Raw genomic sequence first — 21,212 nt, 5'->3', positions numbered from 1 at the left:
CCAGATGGCACGCAAATGGTTGAGTTATCTATTAGGATTAAGTTGGTTATTAGTGAGCCTATGGGTCCCAATCATGAGCCAAGCAGCGAGTGCAACCGCACCGCAAACTCCTAGTAGTCCACCAAGTTCTATACTTGGTTTGAATCTAGCTGGGGGCTTTAGACAACAACCGCAAGATGTCAATCAAGTTGCTGGTCAAACGGTGACGTTAGCCGCTAAAGGGACGCGGAATGCACTTGAAGCGGCGACTAGCTTGTTGAATAGTCGTAAATACGTTTGGTGGGAATCAACGGATGGCGGCCAAACGTATCAACAAGTCGGGAGTAATAGTGCGACGTATAGTTTTACTGCGCCAAATGTGACCACGAGTACGCCACTATATTTTCAGGTTCAGTATAAATCCAGTGGCATCAGCGCTTTTAGTGATTACTGGTCACGAATTGCACAGGTCACAGTGGAACCTAGTCGAATTGCGGCTACCGGGATCAAAGTTAGTGCGGACACCACGACCTTGAGTAATAGTGAAAGTACGGCAGTTCATGCTGACTTGAGCCCAAGCAATTCAACCGATCAAGTCACTTGGAAAAGTAGTGATTCAACCTTAGCCAGTGTTGACGATTATGGTAATGTTGATGCCGCCGATGCATCGAGTGATACGAGTGGTAAAGCTGATGATCATGGTATTGTAACAATTACTGGGACCGTTAATGGGATCAGTGATCATGTCGATATTATGGTTGGCTCATTACAAGATGAGACTGTGATGGAAGGCACACCGGCGACATTTCAGTTACCGACTTTACCGGCCGATGTCACTGTAAGTAATTGGTATCGAGTTAAAGATGGTAAAAGTACGGCGCTGAATTCGCAAGCAACGAGTTATACGATTAAATCGCCAACTAATGCCGATGATGATGGCACGGGGTATTATGCGACTTTGACGTATACAGTCAATGGCAAACCACAAACCGTGACGACTAATGCAGCGTTGTTGACCGTGACTAAAGGTGGCAGCTTGACCTTAAGGGCGGTGCCAAATTTTAATTTTGGCAGCGTGTCACTAAAAGCGCTTGCCAGCGGGACACAGCTAAAGACAACGTCCGCAACGACTGATGGCACAGCCGTTGATGGTAACGATCAGTATCAATTGGCTGTGAGCGATCAACGGACGGTTGGAAATGCCTGGACGTTGTCGGCGAGCCTGGCCCCGTTTGGTACCTCAGCCTATGGTGGTGCGTCAATAACTAATGCACAATTAACTTTAGTAGATACAAGTCAAAATCTGTCAGTAACGTTACCGGCTGATAACCAACAACAGACGATAGCGAGTCAAAATGGTTATCACAGTCAAAGTTACGATGTGACGGCTAGCTATTTAACAGTGGGCCATAATCCGCTAGTTAGTGCTGGTACGTACCAAAGCATCATAAATTGGACTTTAGGGGTGGTGCCTAATCAATAAATGACAATCAATAAGTTGTGACCACTAATCATGGTGTTATCGATGATTAGTGGCCTTTTTGGTGAAAAGGAGGTTTTGAAAATGATCGCTAAAACTGGCATAATAGAAGATACGATTATGGGTCTTTGCGACCAAGATGAGGAAGTAATGTTTTGACAAAATTGTTATTTATTCGCCATGGTAAAACGGCGTGGAATTTAGAAGGACGCTACCAAGGGTCACAAGGTGACTCGCCGTTATTGCCAGCAAGTTATACTGAGATTCATCAACTGGCCGCGGCATTGCAAGCCATTCAGTTTAAGCATATTTATGCGAGTCCCTTAAAACGTGCCCGGGACACGGCGACGACGTTACAACAAGATTTAGCTCACCCAGATTTACCGTTAACAATTTTGAGTCGATTACGCGAGTTTAATTTAGGTAAAATGGAAGGCATGAAATTTACCGATGTTGAAGCACAATACCCAACTGAGTTCCAGGCTTTTCGTGAACATCCTGATCAATATGATCCAACGGCGATTAATGGGGAGAGTTTTCAACAATTAATCAAACGGATGACGCCAGCTATTAAACAAATTGTTGCTGCCAATCCACGCCGTGAAGACAATGTCTTAATCGTTAGTCACGGTGCGGCGCTAAATGCATTGGTGAATACGTTACTTGGCACTGATTTAGCCCACTTACGCGATCGTGGGGGCTTGTCTAATACCAGCACAACGATGCTTGAAACTCACGATCGGGGCAAGACATTCAAGCTATTACTATGGAATGATACGTCTTACTTGTCACGTGAACCGGATGCAACGGATACAATTTAGGAGGTAGCCGGGATGACAAAACCAACCAAAGCCGAACAACAAGCGTTAGTTCATCAGCTGGTGACCAAGATTGATGCGGAGCCAGCTAACTATCAGGCCTACTATGAATTGGCTGTGTTACTCACAGCTGGACAAGATTTTGAACAGGCTGAAGAGCTACTGATGAAAGCATTGGGACAATTTGATCAAAACGTCAAAGCACGTGACTTACTCACTTATGCCTTGGGCAATGTGTATTATCAAGCTGGTGAATATGATCGGGCCTTGCCGTATTATCAACAAATTACTGATGTGAAATTAAAAACCGATGCTTATTTAATGATGGCGCAATCGCTAATGGCTAAAAAGGATTATCAACATGCCTTGGTTTGGGCGATTACTGCTAAAGATCAGCAGCCACAAGCCGTTGATGCTAATTTGTTAGTAGCAGATATCTTACTTGCGTTAGGCAATAATCAGCAGGCATACGATTTTTATCAAGACGTGATCCAGCTAGATCACAAAAATGGTCATGCTTATTTCAATGCTGGATTAACGGCGATGGTCCTTGGACAACCGTATGCAGCGTTGTTTGCCCAAGCTGAAAAATTAGATTCAACTTATTTTAACCAGCATCAACAACAACTAAGTGATATTGAGAAGATGCTGGCCGCGCAAAAGGGCGACCAGTCATCGAACTAATGAGGAGGTGGTCCCATGACGGAAGCGGATCAAAATTTATTCCCCGATGATGCTGCCGGTCAAACGACCACACCATATGTCGTCGGCAAAGTTGCAGCTGTCTTTTTTAGCAGTGCCGACAGTTTTTATAAGGTCTTACTTGTTAAAGTAACGGAACAAAATATTGATTGGGCAGAAGATGAAATTGTTGTCACTGGAAGTTTTGCTGATATTCAAGAAGAGGCGACTTATCGTTTCACGGGCAAAGCAGTCCGCCATCCCAAATATGGCACCCAATTTCAAGCGGATAATTATCAAAATGAAACGCCAACATCGCGTAGTGGCTTGATCGCCTATTTAGCGGGTGATGATTTTCCGGGTCTAGGAAAACGAACCGCCGAACGAATTGTGGATACGTTAGGTAATCAAGCGATTGATCGAATTTTAGAAGATCCCAAAGTGCTCACGCCAATCGGACTACGGGCCAGTGTGCAACAGACGTTGATCGAAACGTTACGAGCTAATAATGGTCTAGAACAAACCATCATTGGCCTCAATGCCTATGGTTTTGGGAGTCGGTTAGCGGCGGCTATTTATGCTAAATATCAAGGCGATACCTTGAGCACGATTGAAGAAAATCCGTATCGATTAGTTGAAGACATCAAAGGGGTCGGGTTCAAGAAAGCCGATCAAATTGCTGCTCAGCTGAATATTGATCCCCAAGCTGATAGTCGACTGCGGGCCGGACTATTAACGGAAATCAACGAACTATGTGCACAAAATGGTGATACGTATACCACGGCCAAACCCCTATTGAATACGACCTTGCAGCTTTTAGAAAATTCGCGCAATGTCGCCGTTGACCCGCAAAAATTAGCGGATCAACTCGTGGCTTTAGCTCAAGATAATCTGATTGTGGGTGACGAAAACCGGATTTATTTACGGGCGCTATATGAGGCTGAATGGGGGATTGCTGAGCATTTAAAGCGACTCCATGACGCTGATAATGCCGATGATTTAAATGAAAAACGGGTTGATCGTGCAATTGAGCATGTCGCCAAAGCCAGCAACTTAACTTACGACGCGTCACAAACCCAAGCCTTGAAGTCGGCTATTAGTAGCCACTTGTTCTTGCTAACGGGGGGGCCAGGGACTGGTAAAACCACGATCATTCGTGGTTTAGTGTCGTTATTTGCCGAATTACATGATGTGTCGCTAGATATTAATCAATACAAGGACAAGACGTTCCCGATCTTGCTAGCGGCGCCGACTGGGCGAGCAGCCAAACGGATGGCGGAAACAACCGGTTTGCCGGCTAGTACGATTCACCGGTTGCTTGGGTTAACCGGTCGCGAAGACGGCCCAGAGATGCCAACGAAGGATTTGGAAGGCGGTATTTTAATCATTGATGAAATGTCGATGGTCGATACGAGCTTGTTCCAATTGTTGTTGCAAGCAGTTCCGAGTCACATGCAAGTGATTTTAGTGGGTGATAAGGATCAGTTGCCATCGGTTGGTGCTGGTCAAGTCTTCCACGACTTGCTAGCGAGTCCATGGTTGCCACAAATTGAGTTGACTAAGATTTATCGACAAGATGGTGATTCTAGCATCATTCCATTGGCGCATGCGATTAAGGATGGGCGGTTACCAGATGATTTTACCGTGAATCAAAAAGACCGCTCCTTTATTGCCTGTGGCGCGTATCAGGTCAATCATCTGGTTGAGCAAATTGTGGCTAAAGCCAAAGCCCGTGGTTTTAGTTCGGATGACGTACAGATTTTAGCCCCCATGTATCGTGGTGCCGCTGGTATTGATCAGCTAAATAAAACGGTTCAAAATATTTTCAATCCGGTTAAGTCGGCGCGTCAAAAACAATTAACGTATAATGATCAGACGTTTAGAGTTGGGGATAAAGTCTTGCATTTGGTTAATTCGCCCGAGGATAATGTCTTTAATGGAGATATTGGCAAGATCGTCGGGATTGATTTAGCTAAGGATCCCCATAACAAGAGTAAAAAGGATCAAATCACGATTGCCTTTGAGCAAAATGAAGTGACCTATCAGCGTAGTGAGTGGAATCGATTAACCTTGGCGTACAGTATGTCGATTCATAAATCGCAAGGGAGCCAGTTTAAGATGGTGATTTTGCCGATGGTGCCACAGTTTTCACGGATGCTTCAGCGTAACTTATTGTATACGGCAGTGACCCGGGCTGAACAAATGCTTATTTTGCTTGGTGATCAGCAGTCATTTTTACGGAGTGTCACGAATGAATCAGTGAACCGTTTGACCACGTTGACTAAACGATTGCAACAAGTCTTTGGCGATGATCAAGCTGATGTGACGCCATTAAGTGCCGCTGAAACGCAGACAAGTCAAGTAGCATCGTCCGAATCAACAGCTGCGATAGCAACTAGCAGTACTAGTGAGCCAGCGGTTGAAGGCGCAAGCGCGTCATCACCTAAGACTTATCGATTAACGCCCGCCTTAGTTCGCAGTGGTGGGATTGATCCGATGATTGGCATGCATGATAGTCGGCCAACGGATTTTATGCCAGCTGCCAACTAGTTGGATAAAAATCATAAAATTATGCGTCTTTACTGCTTTTTGACCAACGATACTGCTATAATTAACTTATATGTCATGAAACTAATTTCTTGGAGGTTGCTATGTCAGCAGACGAATCATATGCCAAACTAAAATTGTTTGCGCTCAATTCTAATATGCCGTTGGCGCAAAAGATTTCAGATCGAGTGGGCATTCCACTTGGGAAGAGCTCAGTCAAACGGTTTAGTGATGGTGAAATTCAGATTAATATTGAAGAAAGCATTCGGGGTGCCGAAGTCTTTGTTGTTCAATCCATTTCTGATCCAGTTAATGATACGATTTTAGAGTTATTGATTATGATTGATGCCTTACGTCGGGCCAGTGCTAGCGAGATTAATGTCGTGATTCCTTACTATGGTTATTCACGTCAAGATCGTAAAGCCCGGTCACGGGAACCAATTACGGCGAAGTTAATTGCGACACTCTTGGAAAAAGATCGGGCAGACCGAATCTTAACGATCGATTTGCATGCCGCACAAATCCAAGGCTTCTTCGATATTCCAGTTGATCACTTGTTGGCAGCACCACTACTTGCGAGCTACTTTAAGGATCGTGGGATTACCGATAACTTAGTTGTCGTTTCACCAGATCATGCCGGGGTGTCCCGTGCTCGAAAGATGGCCGAATTATTGGGTGCACCGATTGCGATTATTGATAATCGTCATCCTGATGATGATAATATTGTGCCAGATAGTATTATCGGGCAAGTCGAAGGTCGAATTGCCATCGTGATCGATGACATGATCGATACTGGGACTCGGTTTGATGTTTCGGCGGCGGCTTTGAAGGCCGCTGGGGCCGCCAAGATTTATGGTTGTGCCACGCATGCGATTTTCTCTCAAGATGCACCAGAAAAATTACAAAATTCCGCTTTGGAAAAAGTGATCGTCACGGATACGATTGCAATTCCAGCGGCTAAACAATTTGAAAAGTTAGAACAACTTTCGGTTGGACCGTTACTAGGTGATGCCATTAAGTTAGTTCACGCTCAACAACCGGTCGATAGTTTATTTACACCTGAAATCTAATTTCGACTAAATTAGACGCGCTCACGCTATTAGTGGGGGCGTTTTTTGTTTGGGAAACTTTAAATTATCTTAAATTAGTCGTATCTCGTCTAAACCGGTTACAGACAACGGTTTCAGCGCTTCTGACAGCCCTTGAACTATCGAGTTGTTAGTTAATGACTTGATTGGTTAACCCTTGCTAGGTCAAGGTTTGTTGACTGAACAAGCTAACTTTAATCGCTGGATAGTTAACAAGTTGTTTTATAAAAAAATAAGTGATTGTGGTTTGCATTTTTTTAAAGTGTGCTACAATAAAGTTATAATTTGTAAAAGGTGTTAAGCTTTTCTTAAAAATTATGAATTTCAATGTCATTCAGGCAAATATATTCGGTTAATGCCAAAGGAGTGGAGTTAATGTCACAAGCACATACAACGGGCAAGGTCCTAGCCGGTACGGTTGGTGCCGTTGGTTTGCTGTTTGCTACAGCTCAAGCTGCCAATGCTGCGACGGTTACTGTTAAACAAAACGATACCGTTTGGAGCCTCGCTCAGCAACATGGTGTTTCCGTCAAGAGCATCGAAACTTTAAATAAGGTGAAAGCCCTTGACGCGAATACTGATTTAATCTATGTCGGTCAGAAATTACAAGTCAATGCAACTTCAGCCAAAACGTCAGATCAGGGTACATATACTGTGAAAGCTGGCGATACGCTTTGGGATTTAGCGGATAAGTATGGGACTTCGGTGCATACGTTACAAACGTTAAATAACTTAAGCGGAGACGTTATTGTGACAGGTCAACAATTGATCTTGCCAAGTGACGCTAAGGCCACTAAGTCAACAACGACTAGCAACACAACTAGTGCTGCAAAATCATCGTCGACAACAACGAGTCAAAAAGCGGCTGCTACTGATGCTGCTGAAAATACGGTGACAGCTGCGTCTTCAACTAAGGCAGCTACGACTAGTTCAACTAGTGCTGCATCAACAACGCCAGCTAGTGCAAGTAGTACAAGTCAAGCTAGTCAGTCAAGTAAGGTAAGCAGCTCAACGAGTCAAGCGTCAACGACAACGCCTAGTTCAGCAAGTAGTAGTAGCACCACCACCACCACGACTGAGAAGAGTCACATTGTGGCAGCTACTGCGACAAGTGCTAGTGCGAGCCAAGCTAGCTCAACTGCAGCTGCTAGTTCAACCACAACGTCAGCCAGTGATGATCAATCAACGACAACGCCAAGTGCTGCTAGCAGCACGACGACTAGTAGCAGTAGCACTTCAAGTGCATCTACTAGTCAAGCACCAGCTAAAGCTGCGTCAACGTCACAAGCTACTAGCAGTGTCGCTAAAAAAACGACAAAGACAGCTACTAGTGCTAGTTCAACCAGTAGCCAAGCTAGTGCGGCTAGTCAAACGACACCAAGCGCCACTAGTGCTAGTGTGACGAGTGTTGCTAAGAAGACAACGCGCAAAGCCACGGTTAAAAAGGTTGCTACTAAAGCCACTAGTGCAGCTAGTTCAACCACGAGTACTAGTCAAAGCACGAGTAGCAGTGCAAGCCAAGCATCAACGGCAACGCAACAAAGTAGTAGTACAAGTACGGCTGCCACGACTGCAAGTAGCTCAACCAAGACGACCAGCAATGCTAATTTAACAACTGGTTCGGTAACGGGCTTAGCGTTGAAGTTGGCTAGCGCCAATATTCCTTATGTTTATGGTGGGAGTAGTTTATCTGGGATGGATTGTTCTGGGTTAGTTGCTTATGTCTTCCAGCATGCAGCTGGCATTTCATTACCACATAACACGGTTGCGCAAGAAGCATATGTTTCTGTGCATTCTGTTAAAGATGCACAACCAGGAGATATTTTATTCTGGGGTTCACGTGGATCAACGTATCATGATGCCATCTACTTAGGAAACAATCAATATGTAGCGGCACCTGAAAGTGGTCAAAACGTGCAAGTTCAAACGATTAGTTCATATTTCAAACCTAGCTTTGCTGGGACAGTTAAGTAAGCAACGTTTAAGACGAATTTTCGCCAAACGTGACGGTCAGCCCTTGAAGGCTGGCTGTCTTTTTGCTTTTTAGCGTTCACAAACCTAGTTGAAAGTGTTATATTAGTCTTGCATTTTGGTCGTCGGGGGCCAATCACTATTGTTTTAAGGGAGTGTTAAAGTGAGTAACAGATTTGAGATCCTGGAAGAGTATCAAGAAGCTAACTCAGAGTTAGATCGATTAAAAGGGATGGCGGCACAACAACAGGATCGCTCACGGGTAGTGACTATTTACCCGCATTTACGTGAACGGGTTAGTCATTTATCACAAAAATGTGAACAGCTTGACATGCTTCTGGAAGCAATTAACGCTTCGGAAGATTAATAAAAACGATCTAATCGCGACGAAACGTCGACAGATTAGATCGTTTTTTAGCTTAATTGACAAATTAATGTTGATGATGGAAAACTTACCAGTACTGGCTTGCATGATGCTAAATTGGTCACCTACGTTAGCCAGTTGATTCTGCTGGACCTTACGATGTCACCACGGCCAGCGCCATCATTGGCTGACTCTGGTTATCATGTGGATTCTAATTAGTGATGAGTCATCAGGATCATAGTTGAGAGTGAGTCCAGATTTCCAGATTGAGCCCAGCCGTGGAAACTCTTAGCGATTTATCGCTTAGAGTTCGGCGCTTTTGAAACACGGGCTTGGTGGTTCAAAACGACGGTTCAGACCGTTCTTTGGCTGAACCGGTCCGACCACAGCGTTCCGGCTCAATCTAAACGAACGGTAGGCGGCAAAGTAAACCTAATGTTGACCCTGGACACTAGTATCAATCCAAAATGGATATGAGATCGTCGAGAAGTACAGATCGTAATTACGATTCCCGATTGTTTGACCATCCATTTGACCGATTTCCACTGAATTAACCAGTAAGTGAAGCTGTTTAGCTCGGTAGTGATGGACGAAGCGTGACTTTAAATGCCGACCGCCCATGAGGAGTAACATAAATAACCATAAAACTGTCCACCAATGGGGTTCTTCGATGACGATTAATTCTAGCTGGTCATCGTAAACATCAGCGGTGGGTAAGATCTTAACGCCACCGCCGAAATAGGGGTGGTTGGAGACGGTACATAGAAACGCATGCCGATAACTATCACGTTGCCGGCCTTCATGAACGGCTAGGTCAAAACCTTCTTGTTGATTGAAGGCCTTTAAAGCATTGCTCAAGTATGACCAACGGCCCAAGCGGCCTTTTTGTTTACTGCGATTAGTATCGTCAACGATTTGGGCATCAAAGCCGATCCCGACATTGTTGACGAAGTATTTCCGCTCATGACGTAAGGTTTCTTGATAACACCCGACGGTTAAAGGGCGTGGTCGCATGTTATTCAAAATTTGTGATAAGGCTAATGTCGGATCAGTCGCCATTCCTAAACCACGGGCAAAATCATTGCCGGAGCCGCCAGGCAAGTAGGCAAGGGGCATTGGCGTGGTCAAATGGGCTTGCATCAAGCCATTAATTGCTTCATTAAGTGTGCCATCACCACCGATAACCATTAAGACGGTGGTCGTTTCAGGAGTTTTTGCTTGTTGTTGTGCGAATTGGGTGGCTAAAGTGGTCGTATGACCCGCGTATTTAGAAACGCGAGCTTCAAAGGCGATTTGGCGTTGTTCAAGTAACGGTTTAACCGTTTCCCAAACGACCTTGCCTTGGCCGGACCCAGCCAATTCGTTAATAATAATGTTGTATTCCGCCATTGAAAAGACACCTCACAAAGTTTCTGTCAGTGATTTAGCGACCCTGACACCACAAAAAGCCGGAACGTCGCCGTTCCGGCTAGTGGCTAATTCATAATAAGCATTGGCAAAATCATTGGATGCCGTTCGGTCTTATCAAATAAGAAGCTTTGTAAGTCATCAATAATCGCATTGCGAATGGTGGCTTCACTAACTTTATCGCTCTTCATCTTCCGGCGAATCGTCCGGAAGACATGCTTGCGAGCTTCATTGATTAAGTCGCCAGATTCACGCATATAAACAAATCCACGTGATAAAATATCTGGACCGGCTTGGATTTCCTTCTTATTCAAGTTAATTGTGGCAACAACCACGACTAAACCTTCTTCGGAAAGAACTTGGCGATCACGTAACACAACGTTACCGATATCGCCAATACCAGAACCGTCAACATAAACATCACCGGCGCCGAAATGACCAGCTACTCGAGCAGAATCCTTAGTTAAGGCTAAAACATCACCGTTTTCAAGGATAAAGCTATGATCGAGTGGGACGCCACATTGTTCAGCCAGTTCAGTATGGATTTTCAACATCCGGTATTCACCATGAATTGGCATAAAGAACTTCGGCTTCATTAAGCGAAGCATGAGCTTTTGTTCTTCTTGACCACCATGACCAGAAGTATGAATATTGTTGACTTTACCATGAATGACATGCGCGCCAGCTTCTTCAAGTTCATTAATGACGTGGTTGACACTTAACGTGTTCCCAGGAATTGGTGAACTAGAGAAAATGACGGTGTCGCCAGGCTGAATGGTAATTTGCCGGTGGGTTCCATTGGCAATTCGTGAAAGAGCTGCCATAGGTTCACCTTGAGAACCAGTACATAAAATCATGACTTTATTCGCTGGTAGGGATTTGATGTCATTTGCATCAACAATCGCTTCATCTGGGATGTTTAAGTACCCGAGTTCGCGACCATTAACAATGGCGGCTTCCATACTGCGACCAAAAACGGCGATTTTACGGTGATGTTCTAACGCAACTTGAGCTGCTTCTTGAATCCGTGAGATGTTTGAGGCGAAGGTGGCGAAAATAATGCGGCCTTCAACTTGTTCAAAGATCTTACGGATAGATTGAGCAACCCAACGTTCGGACTTCGTAAAGATTGGACGTTCGGCATTAGTACTATCAGAAAGTAACGCTAATACGCCACGTTCACCTAAATGGGCCATCTTTTGGAGATTAGGTGGCTGGTTGGTGATTGGTGTCAGATCGAACTTATAATCCCCGGTTTCCACAATCGTACCAGGTGGTGTTTGGACCGCGATGCCCATAGTATCTGGAATCGAGTGGGTCGTTCTAAAGAATGAGACCCGCGTTTTGCGGAATTTTAAGACGGTGTCCTCATTAATTTCATGTAATTCAGTCGTTTTAAGTAGTCCGTGTTCTTCCAGTTTGCCCTTAATCAATGCCAAGGCGAGGGGCCCAGCATAAATTGGAACGTTGATCTGTTTCAGTAGGAAAGGAATCCCACCAATGTGATCTTCATGCCCATGGGTAATCACGAGTGCTTTTATTTTTTGCTGGTTTGCAACTAGATAAGAATAATCTGGAATGACGTAATCAATCCCCAATAATTCATCTTCGGGGAATTTGATTCCGGCATCGATCAAAATAATCTCATCTTGAAATTGGATACCATAAGTATTTTTCCCAATTTCACCCAAACCGCCGATTGCAAAGACGGCGGTTTCGTTATTTTTGACGTTTAACCGTTTCATTTATTAAACTCCGTTAGTTGAAACTCTGGATTTTCTTTTTCGTAATCCAAGAAGTTACCTTCTAACGGTTCGATAAACTCAATATTGTATTCGGTATTATCTTCCACTAAGACCCGTGCGTCGACTTCCGTATCTGCTTCCAGATACAATGACTTCGTCGTTTCACGTTGTGGGTTCCGTTTTTTGGTTTCTTGGTAATAAACTTTGTAAATCATTAACAAAACTCCCTATATAAAAAGATTTATTTAGAACCTGAAATTCTAAATAGTAGCAAAAATAAAAGTTTGATCCGTACACCAGGTTGTGTAAACACAACAATTATCTTTCATTTTAGCATAATTTAGGGGAGGTGTATACAATGTTAACTTTCTTCAAAAACAAGCGTTCAAACTCGAAAAAAAATAAAAAAACATGCTATGCTAATTGATGAAGAATTTGTCATAAAAACATGATATTGTGAATAAAATTACAAAAAAGGAGCGCTAGGCGATGCAAAAATGGCTGATTGTCTTAGGCGGGATACTGATCGCGATAGTCGTTTATGAAGTGTTGCGGCGTCAAGTTTTAAAGCGAACGGCACTTAAAATTCGACTGACTGGACAACGAACAACCGATGCGGCGATGCTGACGGTGCTAACGGCTTTAAGTAGTGCGAAAACGGCGCAACAAGTCAGTGGACAATTACATTCGACACCGGTAGCAGCGGTGTGGGGGCGTGGCGTCATGGCTTTTGAATATGTCCTCGACATGCCAGGAATGGTCCCTGAAGATTTGCCTGAAATTCGGAAACTACTCAATAACCATCTGCAAGCTTATGCCACCGATGAGGGGTTAACGGCGTTTCGGGATGCAGGTCCTGTTTTGCGGGTGACAGATACGTGGTTGCGTGATCAGCAGTTGCATGTTGATGTTGCTTACTTGATGAATGAAGCAACGCTTGAGTATTTGGAGGATTTACGTCGACTGAATCGCGATTAAGCAAAAAGCACCGAGGCGCAATTAATTGCGTCTCGGTGCTTTTTAGTAGCTCTAAGTTGATTTACGAAAGTAAAACTAAATCATCGTCTGCGGTAAATGGATTGTCCGCATTGATGTGATCGTAGAACAAAATACCATGTAGATGGTCAATTTCGTGTTGGCAAACGATCGCTGGATAATTCTTTAAGCGGATCTTCTTTTGTTCACCCGCAGTGTTGTAATACCGTAACGTAATCCGATCATGTCGAATGACATAGCCCGGAACATCACGATCAACGGATAAACAACCTTCGCCTTCAGTCAAGGCACCAGGTTGGATGGAGTGACTGATGATGACGGGGTTAATAATAACGTCCTTAAATACTGGTTCCGCATTTTCGTCTTCGCCAGGGACTAAGACGGCGGCCATTTGCTTGGAAACGTCGACTTGGGGCGCTGCTAACCCAACGCCAGCCCGCAACCCATATTTTTTAGCCAATTCAGGATCTTGGCTATTTTCTAAGTAATCCATCATGTCGACCGCCAATTTTTGGTCTTCGGCACTTAATGGAAACTGGACTTGTTTGGCTTCCGCACGTAACGTGTCGTTACCCTCGCGGATGATATCTCGCATTTTGATCAACCCAAATTACCTCCAAAATGATACTGTCTATTGGAACTGAGCGAGCAGTTCACACATTAAAAATAGTTTAGCATATCTAAAATTGAAAATGTAGGGCGTTTAACGAAAAAGTCATGAAAGCGAGCAAAATTGGCTAATGAAAAGGTTCACAATCATTTTGGCCAAATAACTGTTATTTCGGTATTTGAAAGGGCTTGCAAAAAATGAAAGTGAATGGTAAATTAAACATGTAATTATGAAAACGATTACGAGCAAAGGTATCGTACCTCTAGCTCGTACGTTCATGAAAGGGATGTGTCATTTATGGACAACGAACAACCAATTGTCGATTTTAGTGCGATCCGTGATGCGCTAGGTAACGATTTTAAACCAGTGCAAGTTATTGATGGGCAAGCCAAGGTCGTCAAACCAGAAATTGTCTCTAAATATTCAAACGATCAATTAGTAGACTTCTTAAAATTAATGATTTGGGAACGGACGTTACACCAACGTTCAAATGCCTTAACGCGGCAAGGTCGCTTAGGCTTCTACGCGCCAACTGAAGGTCAAGAAGCTAGTGAAATGGGTAGTAACGCGGCAATGAAGGACACCGATGTCTTGATGCCAGCTTATCGTGATATCCCACAATTAATTCAACATGGGTTACCTGTTTACAAAGCATTCCTTTGGTCACGTGGACATGTCTTGGGTAATGAATATCCTGAAAGTTTAAATGCAATGCCACCACAAATCATCATCGGGGCACAATACATTCAAGCTGCTGGGGTTGCCTTAGGAATTAAGAAGAATGGTACCGAAGATAAGGTTGCCTACACCTATACTGGTGATGGTGGGACGTCGCAAGGGGACTTCTATGAAGGCATGAACTTTGCTGGCGCCTTCCAAGCACCCGCAGTCTTCATCGTTCAAAATAATGGTTATGCCATTTCAGTGCCACGTCGTAAACAAACAGCGGCCAAGACTTTGGCTCAAAAAGCAGTTGCCGCAGGGATTCCAAGCATCCAAGTTGATGGGATGGATTTCTTAGCTGTTTATGAAGTCACGAAAGCTGCTCGTGAATATGCCGCTGCTGGTAATGGTCCAGTCATGATCGAAACATTAACTTATCGTTTCGGACCACATACCAACGCTGGGGATGATCCTAAACGTTATCGGACTAAAGATGAAGAACAACCTTGGTTCGACAATGATCCATTAATTCGTTATCGCAAGTACCTCACTGATCAAGGTGTTTGGTCAGAAGATCTTGAAAACGAATACGTTGAACAAGTTAAAGCTGATATTAAAGCTGCTGTTAAACAAGCAGATGATGCACCTAAGCAAAAAATGACCGAATTTTTGAAGAATGTCTTTGAAGAACAACCACAAAACATTCAACAACAAATTACGGAATATCAAGCAAAGGAGTCGAAGTAACATGTCAAAGAAAACGTATATTCAAGCGATTACCGATGCACTTCGATTAGAACTAGGGTCCGATGAAAAGACGTTAGTTTTCGGTGAAGACGTTGGTAAAAACGGTGGGGTTTTCCGTGCCACGGATGGTCTCCAAGCTGAATTTGGTGAAGACCGGGTTTTCGATACTCCTTTAGCTGAATCAGGGATCGGTGGTTTATCCATTGGGTTAGCCTTAGAAGGCTTCCGGCCAGTTCCTGAAATTCAATTTTTAGGCTTTATCTTTGAAACTTTAGACTCAATTGCCGGTCAAATGTCACGGGAACGTTTCCGGACAGGCGGTACTCGGCATATGCCAATTACCATCCGGTCACCATATGGTGGTGGGACACATACGCCAGAAATGCATGCTGATTCACTCGAAGGTTACTTAGCACAAATTCCTGGATTACGTGTGGTTACGCCATCTAATCCATACGATGCCAAAGGGTTACTTATTTCATCAATTCGGAACAATGATCCGGTCTTCTTCTTGGAAAACTTGAAGTTATACCGGTCAATGAAAGCCGATATTCCAGATGAAGCTTATACGGTACCGTTAGATAAAGCAGCGATTGTTCGTGAAGGGACCGATATTTCATTAATCGCGTACAGTGCCCAAGTCAACCAATCACTTAAAGTTGCTGAAAAGCTTGAAAAAGAGGGTATTTCAGTTGAAGTGGTCGATTTACGGACATTGTCACCATTAGATGAAACGACGATCTTGAATTCCGTTAAAAAGACTGGTCGCGCGGTTGCGATTCAAGAAGCTCAACGTCAAGCCGGTATTGCGGCTAACGTAGCCTCATTAATTGCTGAAAAGGGTGCCTTATACTTGAGTGCCCCAGTTGGCCGTGTTTACGCACCAGATACGGTTTATCCATTTGGGTTGGCTGAAGACGATTGGCTCCCAGCGGAAGACGAAATCGAAGCAAAGACCCGTGAAATTCTTAATTACTAAGGACCAAACGGTATTGAAAAACAACCCTAGACGGTTGTACTGAAAGGAAGTTATCCAATGGCTTACGAGTTTAAGTTACCAGAGCTTGGTGAAGGTCTTGAAGAAGGCGAAATTGCATCATGGCTCGTAAAACCTGGTGATGAAGTCAAGGAAGACGATTCATTAGTTGAAATTCAAAATGATAAATCAGTTGAAGAATTACCATCACCTGTTGATGGCAAGATTATTGAAATTTTAATCCCTGAAGGGGAAACGGCTAAAATTGGTGATGTAATTGTGACTATCGATGATGGCTCTGGCGAAAACGCGGCCCCAGCCGCTGCGCCAGTTGAAAATGCAACCGCTGACAAACCAGCTGATACGCCAGCCCCAGCTGCACCAAGTGCGCCAGCTGAAAGTGCGCCAGTAACGCCAGCCGATTCAAATAAACGGATTTTGGCTATGCCTTCAGTTCGGCAATATGCACGGGACAAAGATATTGACATTAGCTTAGTGACCCCAAGTGGGGCTCATGGTCAAATTACCAAGCAAGATATTGATAACTATACCGGTGCCCCAGCTGCTACGGGTAGTCAAGCACCTGTTGCTGCAGCACCTGCTGAAAAAGCTGCACCAGCTGAAGCTGCACCAACCCCAGTTAAACCATATGTTTCAGATACGCCAGAACTTGAAACCCGCGAAAAGATGACCCCTATTCGGAAGGCCATTTCTAAAGCGATGGTTAACAGTAAACATACTGCGCCACATGTCACTTTGTTTGATGAAGTGGAAGTTAGTGCGTTGATGGATCACCGTAAGAAGTACAAGCAAATTGCGTTAGATCGTGATATTCATTTGACGTTCTTGCCATACTTCGTCAAGGCCTTGGTTGCGGTCCTACAACAATTCCCAGAATTCAATGCGTCAATTGACGATGCGAATAAAGAAATTGTTTACAAACACTACTACAACATTGGCGTGGCAACTGATACCGATCGCGGTTTGTTAGTACCAAATATCAAACATGCCGAAGGTAAAGGGTTATTTGCCATTGCCAAGGAAATTACTGACAATACTCAAAAAGCTTATGATGGTAAGTTAAAAGCCAACGAAATGAGTGGCGGCTCGATTACCATTAGTAACATTGGTTCAATCGGTGGTGGCTGGTTTACACCAGTGATCAACCAACCAGAAGTGGCCATTTTAGGTGTTGGCCGCATTGGTAAGGAACCATATGTGAACGAAGATGGTGAAATTGTCGTAGGTAAGATGCAAAAATTGTCCTTAAGTTTCGATCATCGTTTAATCGATGGGGCGACCGCTCAAAAAGCGATGAACTTATTGAAACAATTGTTGCATGATCCAGAATTATTGTTGATGGAAGGATGAGGTCAGAATGGTTGTAGGAGATTTTGCTGAAGAACGCGATACGATTATCGTTGGCGCGGGCCCTGGTGGCTACGTGGCCGCAATCCGGGCCGCTGAACTCGGTCAAAAAGTGATGATCGTGGAAAAGGAACATATCGGTGGGGTTTGTTTAAACGTCGGTTGTATCCCTTCAAAAGCGTTAATTAGCGCTGGTCATCGGTTACAAGAAGCTAAAGATAGTACGATCTTTGGCATTAAAAATATTCAAGAACCAGTCTTAGACTTCAAAGTCACACAAGATTGGAAAGATCATCAAGTGGTCGATCGCTTAACTGGCGGGGTTGCCATGTTGTTGAAGAAGCACAAGGTGGAAGTCGTTTCTGGTGAAGCTTACATGCATGATAACCATACGTTACGGGTCATGAATGGCGATCATACTGGTCAAACGTACAAATTCCAACATTTAATTCTGGCAACTGGTTCACGGCCAGTTGAAATTCCTGGGTTTAAGTTTGAAGGTCGCGTGGTTGATTCAACCGGTGGCTTGAACTTGCCAGAAGTGCCTAAAGAGTTAGTTGTTATTGGTGGCGGTTACATTGGCTCTGAATTGGCTGGTGCTTACGCCAACTTGGGTGCCCATGTCACGATTTTGGAAGGAACACCACAAATCTTACCTAACTTCGAAAAAGACATGGTGCAACTTGTACTGAAGAACTTCAAGTCTAAAGGTGTCGATGTCGTGACTAACGCCATGGCTAAGAACTCAGAACAAGATGACCAAGGTGTCACGGTAACTTACGAAGTTGATGGGAAAGAACAATCCGTTCATGCGGACTACGTCATGGTGACGGTTGGTCGTCGTCCTAATACGGATGACATGGGCTTAGAATACACCGATGTTAAATTAACTGATCGTGGGTTAGTCGAAGTCGATGCACAAGGCCGGACTGCTGCTGAAGATATTTTCGCAATTGGGGATATCGTGGCTGGCCCTGCCTTAGCTCACAAGGCCTTTGCAGAAGGTAAAGTTGCTGCCGGTGCCATTAGTGGCAAAAAGACAGCTAACGATTACGTTTCGGTTCCAGCCGTTTGCTTTACCGATCCAGAATTAGCGACGGTCGGGATGACTAAGGCTGAAGCTGAAAAAGCTGGACTCAAAGTTAGTGCTGCGAAGTTCCCATTCGCTGGGAATGGTCGGGCCATTTCTTTGAACACCATGGATGGCTTCTTCCGTTTGGTTACGACTAAAGACGAAGGCACGATTGTCGGTGCTCAAATTGCCGGTCCTGGTGCCAGTGACTTAATCTCAGAATTAAGTGTTGCTGTTAATGGTGGCTTAAATGCTGAAGATTTAGCCTTGACCATCCATCCACATCCAACCTTGGGCGAAGTCGTCCAAGAAGCTGCTGATGTGGCGATGGGTTACCCAACACATATTTAACAAGTGGGTTTAATCATGATGAAAAAGTTTGGGTCGATCATGCGACTCAAACTTTTTTGTTTTACCTAAACTTAAGAATTGTGTAACCGACTGTGAACCGGTGCTTATGTTACAAAAGCTTAAGCTTTTTCTTAACATTCACTTGAATTCCTTGACAGCTTCGGTACAATTATTAGCGAAGGTTGGGAGGAATTTCATGAACAACACTGTTATTATTCGTGGATTATTCGAATTCGTACAACAACTTATTTTAATTGCCATGGCTAAAGATTTGCCATTGACCTTGATCGTCGCGACCGATGCTGATGAAACACCGCGGTACCAATCATTAGTGACCGCTAGTATCGCTTGTCGCCAATTCTCATTACTCGCAACAGCCAAACCAGATTATTCGCAAGCCGATACGTTAATTATCGGTAATCTCGTACCGTTAGCGGCTGATGGTGATCCCGACGCTGACTTACGCGCCACTTTGCCGTTGTTCCGCCAGTTTGTCAATGCCGCAATGGCGGCTGGATTTAAAGGAAAACTCTTATTAGCTGGTAGCAATGATGCGATTTTAAGTGTGTTAGCCGCTCGGTTTAGTGGGATTGATCATCAACGGGTCCTAGGACTGGGGACATTACCACAAAGTCGTTTATTGGAACGGTTATTACAAAAACAATTGAACGTCGGGGCTAACGATGTCCATGCCTTCGTGGTTGGCGTTACCAAAGATCATTTAATTTCATGGAGTCGCTCTTATATTGGCCCAGCGCCGGTATTAACCTACGTGGCTAATCAAGATACTAGTTTTGGCGCTGATGAGATGGCAGCGGATCAAGAACAAGTGGATGATCCGGCAATTGTTACCAATCAAACGATGAGTGTGTTAGCATTAGTACAAGTTCTCAGTGCGTTTTATCAACATCAACCGTTTATTGGTACCGTTACCAATGTACAACCAGGTGCTGATGGACAACCAGTCGGTTTGGCGTCACCAGTGCTGATTAGTGCCAATGGGATTAAACGGCTCACTGACGTGGTATTATCGGATGAAGAACAAAAAGAATATGCTGTCATTGCGGCTCAGGTGCGTCAAGACTTGGATCGCGTGGCCGCAGGGGAGTTTGACCAAGATGACGACCAATCATGAAAATTATCAATATCCACTCGATGAAACTTGGAGTACAGCTGAGATTATTACGGTATCCAAGTTTTATCAATTAATTGAAACGGCCAATGAAAGTTCGGTCGCCAAAGATGACTTGATGGCTGCTTATCGTGAATTTAAAACGATTGTGCCAGCTAAGTCAGTTGAAAAACAACTATCACGGGAATTTGAAGCCGCTTCAGGGTACAGTATTTATTTAACGATGAAAGCAGCGCAAACAACGACTAAAGCGCGGGTGCGCTATCGGGGTTAGGTGACCAAGATGGAAAAACAAGCATTACAACAATTAAATCAAGCCGTGATTGCTATTTTGAAGACCGCGCGGACGCATGTTTTGTCGGCGATGGGTCAAACGTTAACAGTCGCTGAAAAAACGAGTCGTAAAGACCTGGTGACCAATGTTGATCGTAGTAATGAAAATTTCTTAGTTCAACAGATTCGTCAACTTGATCCGCAAGCACAGATTTTAGCTGAAGAGGGTCTGGGCGATCAGGTGACCTCGATGGCTGGCCACGTTTGGATTGTTGATCCAATTGATGGCACGATGAATTTTGTTCATCAACGGAATCATTTTGCCATGATGATTGGGTTTTATAATGATGGTATCCCAACTTTGGGTTATATTTACGATGTGATGGCCGATAAGCTTTATGCTGGTGGCCCAACGCTTGGGGTAATGTTAAATGACCAACTATTACCAAAACCGGCGGATACCCCATTAAGTGGTGGTTTGTTTGGGGCGAGTGGACCGTTGTTGATCCAAGATCGCTATCACATGCAAACCATCGCGCAAGAAAGTTTGGGACCACGGATTTTAGGTAGTGCCGGGGTTCAAATTAGTCAAGTGCTGGCCGGAGAACTGGTTGGTTACTTATCATACTTACGGCCATGGGATTTTGCGGCTGGTCGCGTCTTGGCTGAGAGTCTAGGGCTAGTCGTGTCACAAGTTGACGGCACGCCCGTAAATATGTTATCATCTGGTGCTGTACTAGTAGCGACTAAGAGTGCGCAACGTGCTATATTGACAATTGTCAAGTAAACGGTGTGACTGTGACCCATCCGTCACAGTTTTTTTATGCCAACGCATGAAAACCAATGAAAACCGCGTTACGAGTTAATTGTTGCGCTCAATAACTTGATAGTAGCGCCGGTTTGTATTAATATATGTAAGATTTCTGCCGTAAAAAAGTGACGGT

The 21,212-nt window shown here is 44.2% G+C and carries 19 protein-coding genes; 15 read left to right on the top strand and 4 right to left on the bottom strand.

The genetic code is table 11. The annotated features are described in order from the left end of the window. The first annotated feature begins 4 nt into the window (after positions 1 to 4). The 7 genes from FFM84_RS04540 to FFM84_RS04510 all read left to right on the top strand — a co-directional run bounded on the left by FFM84_RS04540 (position 5) and on the right by FFM84_RS04510 (position 8,931). A complete protein-coding gene (locus FFM84_RS04540) occupies positions 5 to 1,462 on the top strand; it encodes a WxL domain-containing protein (RefSeq protein WP_130843186.1) in 1,458 nt (485 codons plus the stop codon). 152 nt (positions 1,463 to 1,614) lie between these two features. Next, positions 1,615 to 2,280: a histidine phosphatase family protein gene (locus FFM84_RS04535; protein WP_130843187.1), complete on the top strand. Its 666-nt coding sequence runs from the start codon at positions 1,615 to 1,617 to the stop codon at positions 2,278 to 2,280. Between the two features lie 12 nt (positions 2,281 to 2,292). Then, a complete protein-coding gene (locus FFM84_RS04530; RefSeq protein ID WP_130843188.1) occupies positions 2,293 to 2,961 on the top strand; it encodes a tetratricopeptide repeat protein in 669 nt (222 codons plus the stop codon). Positions 2,962 to 2,976: 15 nt separating this feature from the next. After that, on the top strand, positions 2,977 to 5,508 hold the full coding sequence (recD2, locus tag FFM84_RS04525) for an SF1B family DNA helicase RecD2 (RefSeq protein WP_130843189.1): 2,532 nt from the start codon (positions 2,977 to 2,979) through the stop codon (positions 5,506 to 5,508). A 101-nt stretch (positions 5,509 to 5,609) separates the two neighbouring features. After that, the gene (locus FFM84_RS04520; protein WP_130843190.1) at positions 5,610 to 6,575 is read left to right on the top strand and encodes a ribose-phosphate diphosphokinase; all 966 of its coding nucleotides are present in this window, start codon (positions 5,610 to 5,612) and stop codon (positions 6,573 to 6,575) included. Between the two features lie 393 nt (positions 6,576 to 6,968). After that, positions 6,969 to 8,567 (top strand): LysM peptidoglycan-binding domain-containing C40 family peptidase, encoded by a 1,599-nt coding sequence (locus FFM84_RS04515; protein ID WP_130843191.1) that lies wholly within the window; start codon positions 6,969 to 6,971, stop codon positions 8,565 to 8,567. Positions 8,568 to 8,727: 160 nt separating this feature from the next. Further along, complete coding sequence (locus FFM84_RS04510; RefSeq protein ID WP_130843192.1) at positions 8,728 to 8,931, top strand: hypothetical protein; 204 nt, start codon at positions 8,728 to 8,730, stop codon at positions 8,929 to 8,931. 429 nt (positions 8,932 to 9,360) lie between these two features. Here the strand turns inward: FFM84_RS04510 and FFM84_RS04505 are convergent, their stop codons facing one another. The 3 genes from FFM84_RS04505 to FFM84_RS04495 all read right to left on the bottom strand — a co-directional run bounded on the left by FFM84_RS04505 (position 9,361) and on the right by FFM84_RS04495 (position 12,295). After that, a complete protein-coding gene (locus tag FFM84_RS04505; protein WP_130843193.1) occupies positions 9,361 to 10,317 on the bottom strand; it encodes a diacylglycerol/lipid kinase family protein in 957 nt (318 codons plus the stop codon). Between the two features lie 86 nt (positions 10,318 to 10,403). Further along, positions 10,404 to 12,080, bottom strand: a complete 1,677-nt coding sequence (rnjA, locus tag FFM84_RS04500) for a ribonuclease J1 (protein ID WP_130843194.1) — start codon at positions 12,078 to 12,080, stop codon at positions 10,404 to 10,406. Continuing rightward, on the bottom strand, positions 12,077 to 12,295 hold the full coding sequence (locus tag FFM84_RS04495) for a DNA-directed RNA polymerase subunit epsilon (RefSeq protein WP_130843195.1): 219 nt from the start codon (positions 12,293 to 12,295) through the stop codon (positions 12,077 to 12,079). Before FFM84_RS04495 ends, rnjA begins: the two co-directional genes overlap by 4 nt. Positions 12,296 to 12,569: 274 nt before the next feature. On the opposite strand from FFM84_RS04495, the gene FFM84_RS04490 reads away from it, so the two are divergent. Next, the gene (locus FFM84_RS04490) at positions 12,570 to 13,058 is read left to right on the top strand and encodes a hypothetical protein (protein WP_130843196.1); all 489 of its coding nucleotides are present in this window, start codon (positions 12,570 to 12,572) and stop codon (positions 13,056 to 13,058) included. A gap of 61 nt (positions 13,059 to 13,119) precedes the next feature. On the opposite strand, the gene def is transcribed toward FFM84_RS04490, so the two are convergent. Further along, positions 13,120 to 13,680, bottom strand: a complete 561-nt coding sequence (gene def, locus FFM84_RS04485) for a peptide deformylase (protein ID WP_130843197.1) — start codon at positions 13,678 to 13,680, stop codon at positions 13,120 to 13,122. A gap of 303 nt (positions 13,681 to 13,983) precedes the next feature. Between def and pdhA the strand changes: the two genes are divergently transcribed. The 7 genes from pdhA to FFM84_RS04450 all read left to right on the top strand — a co-directional run bounded on the left by pdhA (position 13,984) and on the right by FFM84_RS04450 (position 21,055). Further along, positions 13,984 to 15,096: a pyruvate dehydrogenase (acetyl-transferring) E1 component subunit alpha gene (gene pdhA / locus FFM84_RS04480; protein WP_130843198.1), complete on the top strand. Its 1,113-nt coding sequence runs from the start codon at positions 13,984 to 13,986 to the stop codon at positions 15,094 to 15,096. A 1-nt stretch (position 15,097) separates the two neighbouring features. Beyond that, positions 15,098 to 16,075, top strand: a complete 978-nt coding sequence (locus FFM84_RS04475) for an alpha-ketoacid dehydrogenase subunit beta (RefSeq protein ID WP_130843199.1) — start codon at positions 15,098 to 15,100, stop codon at positions 16,073 to 16,075. A gap of 57 nt (positions 16,076 to 16,132) precedes the next feature. Continuing rightward, entirely contained in the window at positions 16,133 to 17,443 is a 1,311-nt protein-coding gene (locus FFM84_RS04470; RefSeq protein WP_130843200.1) for a 2-oxo acid dehydrogenase subunit E2, read from the top strand. Positions 17,444 to 17,450: 7 nt separating this feature from the next. Then, positions 17,451 to 18,863, top strand: a complete 1,413-nt coding sequence (gene lpdA / locus FFM84_RS04465) for a dihydrolipoyl dehydrogenase (protein WP_130843201.1) — start codon at positions 17,451 to 17,453, stop codon at positions 18,861 to 18,863. A gap of 196 nt (positions 18,864 to 19,059) precedes the next feature. Then, positions 19,060 to 19,998, top strand: coding sequence for a Rossmann-fold NAD(P)-binding domain-containing protein (locus tag FFM84_RS04460; protein WP_130843202.1), 939 nt, complete (start codon positions 19,060 to 19,062; stop codon positions 19,996 to 19,998). Further along, entirely contained in the window at positions 19,982 to 20,269 is a 288-nt protein-coding gene (locus tag FFM84_RS04455) for a UPF0223 family protein (RefSeq protein WP_130843203.1), read from the top strand. The genes FFM84_RS04460 and FFM84_RS04455 overlap by 17 nt, the downstream gene beginning before the upstream one ends. Before the next feature lie 9 nt (positions 20,270 to 20,278). After that, positions 20,279 to 21,055 (top strand): inositol monophosphatase family protein, encoded by a 777-nt coding sequence (locus tag FFM84_RS04450; protein WP_130843204.1) that lies wholly within the window; start codon positions 20,279 to 20,281, stop codon positions 21,053 to 21,055. The last annotated feature ends 157 nt before the right edge of the window (positions 21,056 to 21,212 follow it).

The organism is Lactiplantibacillus mudanjiangensis, assembly GCF_005405385.1.
In the GTDB taxonomy this organism is placed as follows: domain Bacteria; phylum Bacillota; class Bacilli; order Lactobacillales; family Lactobacillaceae; genus Lactiplantibacillus; species Lactiplantibacillus mudanjiangensis.
Note: the sequence above shows the minus strand (reverse complement) of the source record. Positions and strands in the feature narration are given on the sequence as shown.

Excerpts from the sequence above, each read along its gene's own strand:
- FFM84_RS04540 (WP_130843186.1), top strand. The coding sequence starts at position 5 with ATGGCACGCAAATGGTTGAGTTATCTATTAGGATTAAGTTGGTTATTA.
- FFM84_RS04530 (WP_130843188.1), top strand. The coding sequence starts at position 2,293 with ATGACAAAACCAACCAAAGCCGAACAACAAGCGTTAGTTCATCAGCTG.
- recD2 (WP_130843189.1), top strand. The coding sequence starts at position 2,977 with ATGACGGAAGCGGATCAAAATTTATTCCCCGATGATGCTGCCGGTCAA.
- FFM84_RS04520 (WP_130843190.1), top strand. The coding sequence starts at position 5,610 with ATGTCAGCAGACGAATCATATGCCAAACTAAAATTGTTTGCGCTCAAT.
- FFM84_RS04515 (WP_130843191.1), top strand. The coding sequence starts at position 6,969 with ATGTCACAAGCACATACAACGGGCAAGGTCCTAGCCGGTACGGTTGGT.
- FFM84_RS04505 (WP_130843193.1), bottom strand. The coding sequence starts at position 10,317 with ATGGCGGAATACAACATTATTATTAACGAATTGGCTGGGTCCGGCCAA.
- rnjA (WP_130843194.1), bottom strand. The coding sequence starts at position 12,080 with ATGAAACGGTTAAACGTCAAAAATAACGAAACCGCCGTCTTTGCAATC.
- FFM84_RS04495 (WP_130843195.1), bottom strand. The coding sequence starts at position 12,295 with ATGATTTACAAAGTTTATTACCAAGAAACCAAAAAACGGAACCCACAA.
- FFM84_RS04490 (WP_130843196.1), top strand. The coding sequence starts at position 12,570 with ATGCAAAAATGGCTGATTGTCTTAGGCGGGATACTGATCGCGATAGTC.
- pdhA (WP_130843198.1), top strand. The coding sequence starts at position 13,984 with ATGGACAACGAACAACCAATTGTCGATTTTAGTGCGATCCGTGATGCG.
- FFM84_RS04475 (WP_130843199.1), top strand. The coding sequence starts at position 15,098 with ATGTCAAAGAAAACGTATATTCAAGCGATTACCGATGCACTTCGATTA.
- FFM84_RS04470 (WP_130843200.1), top strand. The coding sequence starts at position 16,133 with ATGGCTTACGAGTTTAAGTTACCAGAGCTTGGTGAAGGTCTTGAAGAA.
- lpdA (WP_130843201.1), top strand. The coding sequence starts at position 17,451 with ATGGTTGTAGGAGATTTTGCTGAAGAACGCGATACGATTATCGTTGGC.
- FFM84_RS04460 (WP_130843202.1), top strand. The coding sequence starts at position 19,060 with ATGAACAACACTGTTATTATTCGTGGATTATTCGAATTCGTACAACAA.
- FFM84_RS04455 (WP_130843203.1), top strand. The coding sequence starts at position 19,982 with ATGACGACCAATCATGAAAATTATCAATATCCACTCGATGAAACTTGG.
- FFM84_RS04450 (WP_130843204.1), top strand. The coding sequence starts at position 20,279 with ATGGAAAAACAAGCATTACAACAATTAAATCAAGCCGTGATTGCTATT.